Origin of the sequence: Shewanella sp. SR43-8 (genome assembly GCF_014163775.1) — a bacterium.
Taxonomy (GTDB): domain Bacteria; phylum Pseudomonadota; class Gammaproteobacteria; order Enterobacterales; family Shewanellaceae; genus Shewanella; species Shewanella vesiculosa.
Map to the genome: position 1 here is coordinate 58,893 of NZ_JACJDX010000013.1, position 14,637 is coordinate 73,529.

Consider the following 14,637-nt stretch of genomic DNA (forward strand, 5'->3'; position numbering starts at 1 on the left):
TACCTATTTACACACAACTTGCGCATCACTGGCGATATAAATCACAACACGCTTATGAAGTTCGTTATTGGTAACGTAACCACAACTACCGTGATATACCGCTAAATCTTTAGCGTCGATTCTGTAGGTATAGACCCCATCTCGTTGTTGCATTAGAGCATAATGAAGCGTATTACTCGTGCCTTGTTCAATTGAGCCAAAATCCAAATGAGTACTGGGTAAATCAATTTCAGCCTGAGTGATCTCGGCTCCCGAATTATTTACTATTGTGATACTCGGTAAAATATAAAAACTCGAGTAATAGAGCACAACCAAAAAAAAACAGTTACCGAAAATACAATTTTATACAAAAGTTTCATTATGTTTCCGCTGATAAAATACCGCTGTATGCAGTGGCTAAATATAGTGAAGAGGCAGCGAACATCGTCTGTCTCGTCCTTCTTGTCTTTCTTTTGTATGCCAAAGTCTAGCAATTTTTTGGCGGTCAATATCATGCTTGATATTTAAAATATGGTCAGCGCAAAAAGAAAGCGAGAGGAGCAACATGTCTAGTTTGATAATCTAAGATTCACTCAAAAAAAGCAAACCTCAGCATAAATGACTCTTTTTGCCAACAACTTAACTGTGGCACCAAGTCATAAACAAAAGTACAGGCCACCGATCAGCAGTATCTATTGAGTGATGTTAAATAAAGCATCGCAACAATCAATCAAGATAAACACGATAAAATACCTAAGTCGCTCACCATCACTGTACTAAGCTTGATTAACTTGTCGATATAAGTGAATTTTTTTAATCTATTAATGCGTTTTTTATCGTTTGTCGGCTTTAGTCCTTTTGACTAAAGTTCATCTGTAGCGCGGCGCTACGTAAACGTTTAAGGGAGCGACATCATGAAAAAAAGCATAGTTAACGGCCTAATGAGTGCCACATTAATACTGACAGCATCGACAAGTGTTATGGCTGACGAACAAGGCCATCACATCAATAGCAATGCCTACAAAATGGTATTAATTGAAGATGTACCAGGTGTTAACGCATTGCAATCTGGTGATGTTCAGCAAGGGCTCACAGCAACATTGTCTGCAAGTAAATACACAGTGGATGACTATTCTCGCAATGTGAACTTATGTGCAGGTTACGTGCAATTATCTGACATGGAAAATGCCGAAAAAGCCTGTGATGCTGCAGTGAAAAGTGCCCGTACTCAAGTCGCAATTGCATCAATGGTAGAGCGCGCTTATGCCTACAATAATCGCGGCATAATGAAGTTAATCAATAATGACAAATTAGGTGCATTAGCTGATTTTAAATATGCGGCAAAAGTGGATAACAGCAGTATTTATCAGCATAACGTTGAACGTTTACAAGCATCATTAACCAGCACACAAGACGGAATGATGTAATTGGACCCAGACCAAAAAACCGTCACGGTTCAATGCAATCAGCCAAACAGTTTTTTGTTAGTACATCTTGCTGAATGTGCAGTAATAGACAGGTCAATCAATACGATACCTGTCTATTTTTGTTAGCAGAATTGATTGACAGAACGTGAAACTGCTACAGCCTTTTTGTCATTTACACACGATACTATGATGGAGTTTTAACATCTTGCTGTTTACGTGCAATGGCCACTATTGCCATAGTGACAAAAACGGCGAATAGGCCCCATAATTGCAGCCATTTAGGCAACACGGCCGCCCAACCTGCCCCTAATTGATTTAACTCGAGCATCCCCATAATCGCTGGCACAGCAGGAATAACTTGCGATGCCACTACCAATGGCTGTGGAATCAACGCAATTGGCCACACAAATCCTGCCACAAATAAAATTGGCATAGAGACCAGTAAATACAATTGGGTGGGTAATTCACGCCGGCGGAACAAACTACTGAGATAAATACCTAATGAACCCGTAGCCAATAAAAAGGGCAACATAAATAAGCCTACTTCAACCACAGAGGCAACCACGCTGACTTTATACCAATAAAAACAAGCGCCTAAGTAGAAACTGCTGAATAATGCATAAATCATCATAAACACACTAAGCCTTGCAAGCACTAAGGTCACCGGCCGGACTTGCTGCCAGTAGCCCTGTTTACCCCATTGGCCTGCGCCCAAAATACCTGTGCCAATTAATAAGGTTTGATGCAAAATTAATAAAAATAAACCCGGTACCACATAGGGGGTATAACCCAAACTGGGGTTAAAAGCCGGCACCGAATTAATATGGATAGAATTAACAGCTTGCTGCGCTAACTCGGGGTTTTGTCCACGGGCGAGCAAACCTATCATTTGCACGTGTTTACTGGCATCAATACCTGCAGAAACTAAGCCTTCAACAATTGCAGAATAAATTAAAAAGTAACTCGCATCACCGCCGTAACTTAATGTCGCGCCTTTGCCCAATAACAAATTACGCCTAAAATCCGCTGGGATAACCAATAAACCGTGCGCTTTACCAGCATCAATCCAAGCTTGGGCTTGGTCAATACTGTTTACATTAGCGAGCACTTTTATCTTGGCACTGGCATCGGCATGACGTGTCACCAATCGGCTGAGAGAAGAATTATCATGATCAACGACCACAATCTGCTGCTCTGTCGGCACCTGATGCAGATACGGTAACGGATAAAGCACTGAGTAAAATAACACGCCACCAAATAAGGTCACGACTATGGCTTTATCAGCCAGTATCGCTTTGCATTCTGCAACCATTAACTGCCAGAAGTTCATCACTTGACCCCCAGGCTAATTGACTTGCTCACGGGAACTTGAGGCGGTATTTTCTGAGCATGACGCCCCAACACATAAAGCAAAGGGATTAATAGTAAAAAGCCCCAATATGAACTGATTTGCAGCAACACTTGTGGCAAGTTCACCCCGTAGCTCACCACACTGACATGAGAGTCGATATAGTGACTTGATGGCATAATCAAGCGCCACCATTTAGCCAATAAAGGCATATCATTAACTGGAAAGGTGATCCCCATAAACGCAAACGCAGGAGCAAATAAGGCAGTACAAAAGCTGACTACCCGCGCACTGTCACGCATCAGCATAAAAATAAATAACACGATCAACCACAACGCCATGAGCATGAACATCTGCGCCAATACCAAAAGCCATAACGAACCCGCTATCGGCATCGCCAAATAATGGTATAACCACAGCAGAATAAAGCCACCATGAATAAGCATTATGGGACTGTAGAACAGGATTTTAACCCACACCTTAGCCCAAAAATCTTTGGCTAAATAGTTACGCTCACCCTGCGGGAGCAGCTCCGCATTAACACTATTGACAAAAACCAGCATCGACAGCAACTGCCACAATGCAATCAATATAGGAGGAACCAGAAATCCGACATAGTTATTATTGCGATTAAATAGTGCCGTGGTTTGATTACTAATAGGCGTTAAACTCACATCGACGGTAGCTTTATTGGCTCCTTTGAGCAATAAATTTACTTCACCAATATGCGTTAAGCCCTCAGCAAGGCTGAGTTGTAGTTGGCTAGAGAGTAACTTGCCAACTAATAAAAATTGACTGTTATAGCGAATATCAATCGTGGGTTGTTTGGATGTTAATAGGTCTTTGTTAAGCTGATAAGGCAAAATAACTAAACCATAAACTTCCACTTTACGCATAGCGTCAATCGCTGATGCTTCATTAGCATATGCGCGAGGAGCAACTACGGCGTTTGCCGATAATTGCCGGGTAAGCATACGACTAATTTGGCTTTTATCTAAGTCAACAACGGCAACCGGAAGCTGTCTTGGCAAGCCTGCACTGAACAACCACCACAGCGCAAGTACGCCGATGAGCGGAATATAGCTCACCAAGGCGAGTTGCCAAGGCGAATGCCATAACACTGTCCATTCACGCCGAAATAGATGCCTCATCAGCAAGCCTTATTAATGTTCGTTGAGCTTGTCGGCGCGAAATAATACCGACATCCCAACACGTAAATCGGCTATTTTCTGCTTCGGTGTCAGTTCCACCTCGAATGTACGCATATCAAAATCATGGCCACTTTCAGTGGAGCGCCAAGTGGCAAAATTGCCCATCACACTGATGTGCGACACGGTAAATTCAACTTGCTGCTGCAATGCGGGGATATCTAACATCACGCTTTGATCTTGTTTGAATTGCAATAATTGATCTTCTCGCACTTGTAATACAGCCCAAGCATCACTCATATCAATAATGCTCACTACCGGAAAGCCACTCGGTGCTAACTCACCTGCTTGTAACAGTACTTCACTCACCTCAGCTTTTTTAGGTGAACGCATTTGGCTATCAGCTAAAATCGCATTCACCTCGTTAACTGCGCCTTCTGCCATACGAGTCTTGCCTGCCGCAGCCGCTTTGGTTTCATCGCGTGCGCCTTCGTCGGTCATTTGATACATGGCATAGGCTGCCTGTTCAGTATATTTAGCGGCCTGCCATTGGGTATAAGCTTCATCGCGCTTTTGCCTTGCGACAACACCTTCATCAAATAGATTTTCAATGCGCTGATATGTTTTTAGACTAAGCTCGGTGGCAGCTTGAGCTTTTAACCATTGCTCTTTAGCGGCTGTGACTTGTTGTTGTCTTGCGCCATTATTCGCTTGTTGCTGCATTGCGGTTGCGGCTTCTAGACCACCTTGAGCCTGCACTAGCTTAGCATCCAATTCAGGACTGCTGATGGCAAACAAAATATCGCCCACATCAACCTGATCGCCTTTGCGCACTAAGACCTGCTCTACCCGCCCTGGCACTTTAGAAGATATGTTGTATTCACGAGCTTCTATTTGCCCTTGTAACACGCTAGGTTGCGGCGTAAAGGCCAGCATGACGCCATAGCCCAACAGTAATATAAGTAACACGAATGCAATGACCGCGATGATCTTGTTAGCCCGCATAAGCAGCCCCCTGAAGTTGAGTTCGGTTAATAAATTCATCGACTTGACCACTAATGGCCATCACTTTGGCATAGGCTTGAATATAGCGATATTTAGCCCCTAATTGCTGAGTTTTAACCGCCGTTAAGCTTAACTCTGCATCGATCCTATCAATTGATGTGGATAAGCCTTGATTGAAAGATAACTCTCGTAAACGTAAATTTTCAGTCGCTAACGCTAACGACGTATTCAGCGCATCGGCTTCTTCTTTAGCTTGCAGCATTTGCCGATAACTTTGATCGATCAGTAAACTTAAATCCTGTTTTGTTTGTGCTTTAGTGTATCGAGCTTGCAATAAAGCACTTTTGGCGGCTTGTACTTTACCACTGCGCCCATCACGGCTTATCAGCGGTATGCTCATACCCACACCTACCATCCAATCAGGTTCCACTTGTGAAAATAAGCTGTCATCTTCATACAAGGTATAGTTACCGTATAAATACACTGTGGGGTAATAACTGCCCTTTTCTAGGTCCACTAAGCCATTGGCTTGAGCTTCTTTAGCCTCAAGCAGTTTTAATGCAGGATGCTGAGTTAACGTCAGCTGGCTAAGTTGTGGCAATGACGGTTGCTGTTCCAGTAAAAACAGCGCTGAAATAGGATCGACTGAGGGAATATGCAACATCCGCGCTAAAGCTATTTCTGCCATCTCATATTGACGCTGGCTTTTACCCCTATTGACCTTGGCATTTTCTAACGCGACTTGGGCATTTAAGCGTTCAACTTTGGCGATTTGCCCTTGTTGCTCCAATTTTTGTGCATGGCTGACATGTAACGCTAACGAATCTACCAACTGATTTTGAGTATCAACTAAGGTTTTTGTCACCGACACCGCATAGTAACGATCAACTAACTGCAGAAATAACTCCCGCCGAGCTAGGGCCAACTCTTGTTCAGTTTCAGAAACTTGTGCTGCATGTATCCCTTGCGCAGCAGTAATTTTACCACCAGTGTAAATCGGCCACATGGCTTGCAAACTGGCACGAAATACATCTTGCTCAGTAAAAGGGGTAACAAACAATGAACTAGGAATACTGGCTAGGGCACCGCCAAGCGCCGGCGGTAAGGTACTGCTATCAAGCGAGGCAAGTGGATTAAGATCATTGAGGTCAAGTTCAATCGGTTTTTCAAGGCGGGTATAACTACCGGCAATATTCAACGATGGGAAATTCAGTGCATCACCAGCGTCTTCTTCAGCTTTGGCGCGGTTAACATGCTGGGTTTTGGCTTGCAGATGATCGCTTACTTGGGTTAATTGCTGCCAAGCATTGCTAAACGTAATGGGCTCAGCGAAAACACTAAGATGAACAAAAAAAACACTCGAACACAACACCAAGCTCAATCGCCTCTGGCTATGTGGACTACTATGACGCTTTGCAACCATAAACACCTCTAGAGTTAATACTCTAATTCCTTGATGAAGTATAACTTAAAACAGTTATTTTCACAGCCACATAGATTATTAACCTGACTATACATATCCTTAAATAAACAAGACTATCAAAATAAGCCTTAAATATACAACGGCTTACCAAGTCATAACACTCAGTAAGCCGGCTACTTACGGCTAAATAGGCTAACGTTTAAGCTGTACCGCCAACCGTTAGACGATCAATTTTCAATGTTGGTTGCCCCACGCCAACAGGCACGCTTTGTCCGTCTTTACCGCACACGCCTACGCCTTTATCTAGAGCTAAGTCATTACCAACCATGGAAATTAATCCCATGGCTTCAGGGCCATTACCAATTAAAGTTGCACCTTTAATTGCCTGAGTTACCTCACCATCTTCAATCAAATAAGCTTCAGAAGCTGAGAACACAAACTTACCTGAAGTGATATCGACTTGACCGCCACCAAAGTTGGGCGCATAGATGCCTTTCTTCACTGACTTGATAATGTCTGCTGGGTCTGATTCACCGGCATTCATATAAGTATTCGTCATCCGTGGCATAGGTAAATGAGCATAAGATTCGCGGCGACCATTACCCGTAGGCAATTGTCCCATTAAGCGCGCATTTAACTTATCTTGCATGTAGCCAGTTAAAATACCATTTTCAATCAAAGTGGTTTTTTGAGTTGGCACGCCTTCATCATCGATACTTAATGAACCACGACGATTTTCCAATGTACCATCATCGACTATGGTGACTAATGTCGATGCCACTTGCTGGCCCATTTTACCGCTAAAGGCGCTGCTGCCTTTGCGATTAAAGTCACCTTCTAAGCCATGACCTACCGCTTCGTGCAATAACACACCAGGCCAACCGTTACCTAACACTACGGTCATTTCACCTGCTGGAGCATCAATGGCATTAACATTCACTTGAGCTTGGCGCACTGCTTCACGAGCAAATTCAAAACTCTGTGGTAAGCCAGTTTCATCTGTGGCTAAGAAGGCACTGTAATCGTGACGACCACCACCACCGGCACTACCGCGTTCACGCTTACCGTTATCTTCTAAAATAACACTACAGTTAAAACGCACTAATGGACGAATATCTGCGGCCAATGTACCATCACTGGCAGCAATCAATATTTCTTCATGCACGCCAGATAAACTCACCACAACCTGAATAATACGGCTGTCTAAACTACGGATATACGCATCGGCTTGCTTTAACAAGTCGATTTTCTTCACTTCGTCCATAGCCGCAATTGGATCGGCACTGTCATAGAGTTTATGTGCCGCTTGACGCTTAAAGGCTTGTACCTTGTGCTGCTCACCGGCACTGGCAATGCCGCGGGCGGCTTTCGCTGCGGCATCAAGAGCGGCTGGAGTAATCTCGTCGGCATAAGCAAAACCGGTTTTTTCACCGCTAATAGCACGTACCCCCACACCACGCTCAATGTGGAAACTGCCTTCTTTGACTATGCCATCTTCTAAAACCCAAGACTCATGACGGCTACCTTGGAAATACAGGTCTGAAAAATCGATATTGTGTTGATGAATGGTATTTAAGTAACCTTGCAATCCGTCTAAGGTTAATCCATCTTGCAATAAACTCTGCTCTACTTGGGTTAAAAATGGCATTAAAATTCTCTTTATTAATTGGTAACGCGTACTGCGAATTCAGTGTTAGTCGTGGCTCAGCCAGTATTATTTCAGCTGTGGCTCTCTAAATCGATTATGGCCCATCAGCGGCATTTGTTGACGAATGCGCTGTAATTCCGCTAAATCGACTTTAGCCTGTACCCAGCCACATTCCGTCGCTCGTTCAGCAATAACTCTGCCCCATGGATCAACAATCATACTGTGCCCCCATGTTTCTCGACTGCCTTGATTATGCTGTCCCCATTGGCCTACGCCCAATAAATAACATTGAGTTTCAATCGCTCTGGCTTGCAATAACACTTGCCAATGCGCTTCCCCAGTCACTTTGGTAAATGCAGAAGGTAGAGCAATATAATCTGCTCCAGCTAAACGTAAAGCCCGAAACATGTCGCCAAAGCGAATATCATAACAAATGGCTAAGCCGACTTTGCCAAACGGAGTATCAATCACACTAATATGATCGCCTGGATGAAAGGTATCACTTTCACGATAGGTTTTGGTGTTATCACTCACCTCAACGTCGAATAAATGCAGTTTATCGTAATGACCTAGGGTGACGCCATGATCATCAAAAAAATAACAACGGCTGAAGACTCGACCATCATCGGCACGCATAGGAATAGTGCCGGCAATAAAATACACTTGATACTTTTTAGCCATCGAAGCTAACGCGTTTTTAAGTTCGCTTTGATGCTGGCTACCTGCATATTCAAGCTGCTGGCTTTCGTGACCACCAAACAATAAACAACACTCAGGTAACACCACTAATTGTGGTTCATTGGCTTCTCGGGGTAAGTCTTTAAGCTGCGAGTCGACAAACGCGAGATTGGCTTGGACATCGCGACTGCTTTGGCATTGTAATAAGCTGATTTGCATCTCTCACTCCTGGTAGCGAAACGACATGAGCCAATGGCTCGCCTGCGTGTTGGCCCCTTAATAAAGCGTCGGTGTACATTTGCGCCTTTATCATTCGAGAAACCTGATTCGTTGATATTGAGCTAATTGCCCCTGTGGTATTGGGCGGTACATTATCTTGCCTATTCTGCTCTGGGGCTTGAGTTTCATTTTCGCCCTTGGTATCACTTTTAAGCTTGGGCTCGATATTAGAATCAACTCCAGTTTTAATCTGAGTTTCAACACTCGACTCATTGGCTTGCGGTAAAATAGCTTGTGGAATTTCAATTTCTTTACTCTTACGCTCAAGCTCTTCAAGTTGTGGATTGTCCATGGTGCCGGTCACTCGAAAACGAATTTCAGAAATGACTTCAATCACGGGCTCTAACACTTTTGTCAGGGCAAATGCCCCTAAACCTAAAGTCCATGCACTGGTGCTCAATAACACCACGGTTGGTACACTCGACGCAAGCTGCGGCACAAACCGAATATCATAATTTAAGCTTTGACTGGTGAGATCGGTATAACCGCGTATGCGCATATTGCCAGCGATGGCATCCATTTCTGAATCTGTGGTTTTAACTACTCCATCATCAATCGCAAGGTTGCCGTTGAAGCGATTAAAGTATAAGCCTTCACCGAACACATCCGAGAAATCTAATGATAGTTTGCGTAATAATGAATCTAAACTAAATAATGAAAATACCCGTGCACCTTTATCGCTTATTTCCGATAAATGGCCTTTACCTAACTCAAATTTTAGCTGGCCGTTAAGTGTATCAAGCATGAAATGATAAGGTGCACCTTGCCATGATAACTGACCATTGAGATCTAATGGCGCATCTTCTAGCCCAGGGTTGATGTTCAATATCGTCGAGAGGTCATCAAACTTATCGGCCTGTAAATTGACCTCAAACGAGGTTTTTTCAGTGCCATTATCAACTGACCATAAGCCATTTGCCTGCAATGTTACCGTTGGCTTAGTCAGTGAAAGAGTCTGGAATTGGTAGCCTTGTTCTACGGGCAATCCTTGCAAGACTAAATGACCGAGCGATAAATTATTTACACTAAAATCATCCACATCTATCGCTAACGTAGGCAGATTTTGTAGCATAACAGTCGGGGATAAATCATCACTTTTTGTTGCACTGGCTGTTGGCAATAAATGCAGTTTGCTTGCGACAACTTTAATACCTTGATCGCGCCAATTAGCATAAAAATCGATACGGCCATCAAACTGTTGTGACTGAGCATCAAAGCGCCATACATGTTCGGTTGGCTTAGCATCAAAATGCAATTTATCGAATGATTGCCCAAGTACCGTTAATTGGCCAATATTGGCATGAATTCCCGCTAATGGTGGAAATGCCGGAGTCGCAAGGTTAGCATCAACCGCAGGCGAAATGGGTTGTTGCAACTCAGTATCAGGCAACTCGGCGACAGTTAAAATACGGTCTCGTATCAAAGAGGTCACGACTTCAGGTTCTGCTGTCGCACTAAAGCGATTAATCAGCGGTAGCCACTGCGCTAAGTCAACTTTAGGCAGATCTACATGTATGTGCCCATACTGCTTATTTAATCTGTCACCCAATCTAAAATGGCGACCTATCATCACATCATAAAAGGCCAGTTGACTGCCATTATCGGCATTAAATCCTCCCCAAAACTCCACATCATTACCCAGTTTAATGCTCAGTGATGATTGTTTGTTATCGCCAATCAGTTCTGCACTGAGCGTTTTCGGTTCCGCTGCCGATTTTTCATAAGGGATAGGTAAATCTAATGATGTTCCTACAAGATCGGAATTTGCAGAAACTTGTAAACTGTAGCCACTAGGATCAAAAATCATGGTTAACTGGCCATTCCAGTCCATGTTTCCGTGATAGGTTTCAGTCAGTGGATTGTCTAAACTGTCAGGTAGGGCATCAAGATCCCAGCGTCCTTTCAGCGCAACATTTAATGCAATATTGTTGTTACGCTTACCGGTACTCAAGCTAAACGTGAGAGGCTGTTGAAATAATCGAGCCTTAATATTTTTACCTTCAATTACTTGATTAACAAAACTCACTTGCCCTGTCACCCCCTGTAAATCTAAACCGGGAGTATCAATAAACACTGGGTTATTATTAAATGTGACTTGACCTTTAATGAGTTGCTCACCCCCTTCATATAAGGGAATCGCCAGATCCAATCGAGTATTAATGTGTTGTTGGATTTGCACTACGTCTAACGTAGACCCGACAGAATCATGTAACGGTGAAGCATTAATTACTTTGGTTGCAGCTTGAGCATCAGTATTAATATCGGCTTCAACCTTTAACAACGACGCTTCCCCCAAATGTGGAATAGACACTCGCGCGCCGTCTACCGTAACGTCATCAAGTTTGCCCTGATCAATATGCAAATCCATCATCGCATTTTCAAACAAGGCTGATAATGTAAGATCGCTCACAGCAGGCCAATCAGGTTGGAACTTAAAATTGCCATTATTAAGAGTAAAAGCGGCTTGAAAGACTCCGCTGCTGTCTTGATAGGGGTAGCCACCTAAATCCCCATGCCAGACTAACTGCGCATCATTCACTTGCCCAGCGACTAAGCCGTCATTAAGGTAGCTAATTAAGTTTGGACTCATCGCCATTAATGGAAAATATCGCCCAAGATGAGCCACATCATTAATAGTCACGTGAGCAGCTAATCCCATATGAGTCTGTTCAGCAAACTCAAGATTAAGGCCCGCTTGCAGAGTAAGATCACTATTACTCAACTCAATACTAGCCACGGTCAAGCGCTGCTGGCCAACATCATATCGGCCCATGACGGCACTGCTATTAAGTATTATTGGCTGACTAAAATTATCGCTAAAATCGAGCTGGTATTTTTGCTCAGGCAAGCTAAATTCAAGTTGATTATTTGCCCAAGTTAATTGGGCATCGAAAGGGCTGATACCCGGTATAGACTCATAGGGCTGCCATTGTAATTGCTGTGCTTCAACTTTAGCGATAAGGGCTTTTTCTGCCTGTTTATACAGCCGAATAGGGCCAATTTTTCCTTGAGGATTAAGCTGCTGCCAACTGCGTACTTGCTGCATGCCTAAACCTGGCACTAATGGCAACATAGGCTTAAGCAAGGTCGGGATAATTTGATTCGCATATCCAAAAAAATCACCATCACCACTGCCAATAGCCAAGGTGAGTAATGGCCAAGTTTGATCATTGGTGGATAAATCTAAATTGTGACTGTCAATTCGCCAACCATCAGGTTGTGGGATCCATTGCAATGAACCTGAATTGATTGCAAACTTTTGCTGGCTGTCCGCATCTTGCCATTGTAACCAGCTAGGTTTAAAAACCAGTATGCCATCTTCAATTTGACGATGCGCGAACGTCATCCATGCATCAAGATTTATGACCCCTTGAAACTCAATATTATCGGCGTCTGTTTGCGCGTTATGTTGTCTAGAGGCCCATTTGCCTAAGTCTAATGAGTCTGCGGCCACGTAAAGTTGACCAGCTATAGTATCCGCTTGATAACCATCACCGCTAAGATCAATACGTAACGTTAACTGTTCTTGCTTTGACTGCTGTGGATCAACATAGATGATGCCTTGTGCTTGGTGACGATTAGTGCTGTTTTGCCATAATAAATTATCGATAAAAATCGGCCGATAATCATGCTGTTTACTCACCAGTTGCAGGGAAGCATCGGTTATTGAAAAATGACCTAATTGCTCCAATAACAGGGCATATAACCAGTCAAGAGTGGCTTTATCGCTAGGCTTAGTATTATCGTCAGTAGCAGTTAACTGATCGAGGTTGAGCGCCACCTTAAGACCATCAAATACAACGGTTTCAACCTGCGGGCTCAAGGTTAGTAGCGACTGCCAAAAATCGAGTTTGATATGCACATTGTTGCTGACAACTGTAATTGGCAGATTATCCTGTGGCGGTAGGACTAAATTGTTAATGGTCAATGCAGGCCCAAATGCTTGCCATTCAGCACTGAGTTTATCCATCTGCACATGCAGTTGGTACTCACTATCAAGATAATCAATTAACTCAGTACGGACTTCAGGAATATGAGGCAATAAACCACGAATAAGGCTCACCGCCAATGCAAAAAGCACCAGTGTAATAGCCAAAATCTGCCAAAATACTCTGTTGATCGTTCCCGTACGAGTTGTCGACACTACATCATCACCACATCATATTTACTTTGAATGTATAACGGTTCATTTTGCAAACGAATACGTTTACCAATGTAGACTTCTAATTCTGCCAACAAATGTGATTCATCGCCGCTAAAACTCATGTACACAGCCGGTGAGCAATACAATAAAAACTCATCGGCTTTATAAGCTCGATCTAATCGAATAATTTCGCGAAAAATCTCATATGACACAGTTTCAATCGTTTTCATGGTGCCAGTGCCTTTACAAGATGGACACTCACCGCATACCACATGCTCTAAACTTTCGCGGGTACGTTTACGGGTCATTTCAACTAAACCCAAGCCAGAAAACCCACTCACGCTGGTTTTGACTCTATCTAACGCCAAGGCCGCATTTAAACTTTCTAACACCCGTGCTTGATGTTCCTTACTTAACATATCAATAAAATCGATAATGATAATCCCACCCAAATTACGTAATCGCAGCTGTCTTGCAATCGCTTGAGTGGCTTCAAGGTTAGTATTAAATATGGTTTCTTCTAAATTACGATGACCAACAAATGCACCAGTATTAATGTCGACTGTGGTCATAGCTTCGGTTTGATCAATAATTAAATATCCACCCGATTTGAGTTCAACTTTGCGACCTAAAGCGCGTTGAACTTCATTTTCAACATCATACAATTCAAAAATAGGCGCGGGGCCGGCATAATGCTCAATTTTGTTAGCAATCTCAGGCATAAACTCTTGCACAAACTGTTGAAGTTCAGCATATGTACGGCGTGAGTCAACTTGAATATGATCAAGCTCTGTTCCCACAAAGTCACGAATAATCCGTACCGGTAACGCTAAGTCTTGATAGAGTAATATTACCCCTTTCCGCTTGCGACGTTCGCTGACTTTGGCCCACACTCGGCGCAAAAATGCTGCATCTTGAGCCAGCTCATCTTCACCAATATTTTCAGCGGCTGTGCGAATAATAAAACCGCCATCATCATCAACATAAGGAAGGGTAATATTTTTGAGGCGTTGGCGCTCTTCTTCCAGTTCAATGCGTTGCGATACGCCAACATGGCTAGAACCAGGCATAAAAACTAAATAGCGGGAAGGTAAAGTAATGTCGGTAGTGAGGCGGGCGCCTTTAGTGCCAAGCGGGTCTTTGACCACTTGCACCATAATGTCTTGGCCCTGACGAACAAGCTCGGCAATATCGCGCACCACAAAGTTACCTTTTTCAACATCGGCAACACATTCAGTATGCGGAACAATATCGGAAGCATGTAAAAAAGCGGCTTTGTCTAAGCCAATATCAACAAATGCGGCTTGCATGCCTGGAAGTACACGGCTGATTTTACCTTTATAGATATTGCCGACCAAACCTCGCTTCATGCGACGTTCAATATGCACTTCTTGTAAAACACCATGCTCGACTAATGCTACACGCGCTTCTGTTGGCGTTACATTAATGAGTAATTCTGTGCCTTTTTTACGTTGAGTTTTTATGTTCATAGGCCACCAGTATCTGGGTCATGCTCCAATCGTAATGTTGACAGCAGTTGCACCACCGTAGATGACCG

Annotated in this window: 10 protein-coding genes; 1 reads left to right on the forward strand and 9 read right to left on the reverse strand. The window is 43.4% G+C overall.

Annotated elements, in window-relative coordinates; all coding sequences use genetic code 11:
* Nucleotides 1-3 precede the first annotated feature (3 nt).
* Nucleotides 4-315, reverse strand: a complete 312-nt coding sequence (locus tag H5114_RS16710) for a hypothetical protein (protein ID WP_182723532.1) — start codon at nucleotides 313-315, stop codon at nucleotides 4-6.
* A 578-nt stretch (nucleotides 316-893) separates the two neighbouring features.
* Between H5114_RS16710 and H5114_RS16715 the strand changes: the two genes are divergently transcribed.
* Nucleotides 894-1,406, forward strand: coding sequence for a hypothetical protein (locus H5114_RS16715; RefSeq protein ID WP_124015303.1), 513 nt, complete (start codon nucleotides 894-896; stop codon nucleotides 1,404-1,406).
* A 184-nt stretch (nucleotides 1,407-1,590) separates the two neighbouring features.
* On the opposite strand, the gene H5114_RS16720 is transcribed toward H5114_RS16715, so the two are convergent.
* From H5114_RS16720 to rng, 8 genes are all read right to left on the reverse strand, one after another.
* Nucleotides 1,591-2,736 carry an ABC transporter permease gene (locus tag H5114_RS16720; RefSeq protein WP_182723533.1) on the reverse strand — a complete coding sequence of 382 codons (1,146 nt, stop codon included), beginning with the start codon at nucleotides 2,734-2,736 and terminating at the stop codon, nucleotides 1,591-1,593.
* Nucleotides 2,736-3,905: an ABC transporter permease gene (locus tag H5114_RS16725; protein WP_182723534.1), complete on the reverse strand. Its 1,170-nt coding sequence runs from the start codon at nucleotides 3,903-3,905 to the stop codon at nucleotides 2,736-2,738. The genes H5114_RS16720 and H5114_RS16725 overlap by 1 nt, the downstream gene beginning before the upstream one ends.
* A gap of 12 nt (nucleotides 3,906-3,917) precedes the next feature.
* On the reverse strand, nucleotides 3,918-4,907 hold the full coding sequence (locus H5114_RS16730; RefSeq protein WP_124015306.1) for an HlyD family secretion protein: 990 nt from the start codon (nucleotides 4,905-4,907) through the stop codon (nucleotides 3,918-3,920).
* Complete coding sequence (locus H5114_RS16735; RefSeq protein WP_235781715.1) at nucleotides 4,897-6,330, reverse strand: TolC family protein; 1,434 nt, start codon at nucleotides 6,328-6,330, stop codon at nucleotides 4,897-4,899. The genes H5114_RS16730 and H5114_RS16735 overlap by 11 nt, the downstream gene beginning before the upstream one ends.
* 199 nt (nucleotides 6,331-6,529) lie before the next feature.
* Nucleotides 6,530-7,978, reverse strand: a complete 1,449-nt coding sequence (gene tldD, locus H5114_RS16740; RefSeq protein ID WP_124015307.1) for a metalloprotease TldD — start codon at nucleotides 7,976-7,978, stop codon at nucleotides 6,530-6,532.
* 66 nt (nucleotides 7,979-8,044) lie between these two features.
* A complete protein-coding gene (locus tag H5114_RS16745; RefSeq protein ID WP_182723535.1) occupies nucleotides 8,045-8,875 on the reverse strand; it encodes a carbon-nitrogen hydrolase family protein in 831 nt (276 codons plus the stop codon).
* Nucleotides 8,799-13,079 (reverse strand): YhdP family protein, encoded by a 4,281-nt coding sequence (locus H5114_RS16750; protein ID WP_182723536.1) that lies wholly within the window; start codon nucleotides 13,077-13,079, stop codon nucleotides 8,799-8,801. Before H5114_RS16750 ends, H5114_RS16745 begins: the two co-directional genes overlap by 77 nt.
* On the reverse strand, nucleotides 13,079-14,569 hold the full coding sequence (rng, locus tag H5114_RS16755) for a ribonuclease G (RefSeq protein ID WP_124015310.1): 1,491 nt from the start codon (nucleotides 14,567-14,569) through the stop codon (nucleotides 13,079-13,081). The genes H5114_RS16750 and rng overlap by 1 nt, the downstream gene beginning before the upstream one ends.
* Nucleotides 14,570-14,637 lie beyond the last annotated feature (68 nt).

Excerpts from the sequence above, each read along its gene's own strand:
- rng (WP_124015310.1), bottom strand. The coding sequence starts at position 14,569 with ATGAACATAAAAACTCAACGTAAAAAAGGCACAGAATTACTCATTAAT.
- H5114_RS16725 (WP_182723534.1), bottom strand. The coding sequence starts at position 3,905 with ATGAGGCATCTATTTCGGCGTGAATGGACAGTGTTATGGCATTCGCCT.
- H5114_RS16720 (WP_182723533.1), bottom strand. The coding sequence starts at position 2,736 with ATGAACTTCTGGCAGTTAATGGTTGCAGAATGCAAAGCGATACTGGCT.
- H5114_RS16735 (WP_235781715.1), bottom strand. The coding sequence starts at position 6,330 with ATGGTTGCAAAGCGTCATAGTAGTCCACATAGCCAGAGGCGATTGAGC.
- H5114_RS16745 (WP_182723535.1), bottom strand. The coding sequence starts at position 8,875 with ATGCAAATCAGCTTATTACAATGCCAAAGCAGTCGCGATGTCCAAGCC.
- tldD (WP_124015307.1), bottom strand. The coding sequence starts at position 7,978 with ATGCCATTTTTAACCCAAGTAGAGCAGAGTTTATTGCAAGATGGATTA.
- H5114_RS16715 (WP_124015303.1), top strand. The coding sequence starts at position 894 with ATGAAAAAAAGCATAGTTAACGGCCTAATGAGTGCCACATTAATACTG.
- H5114_RS16730 (WP_124015306.1), bottom strand. The coding sequence starts at position 4,907 with ATGCGGGCTAACAAGATCATCGCGGTCATTGCATTCGTGTTACTTATA.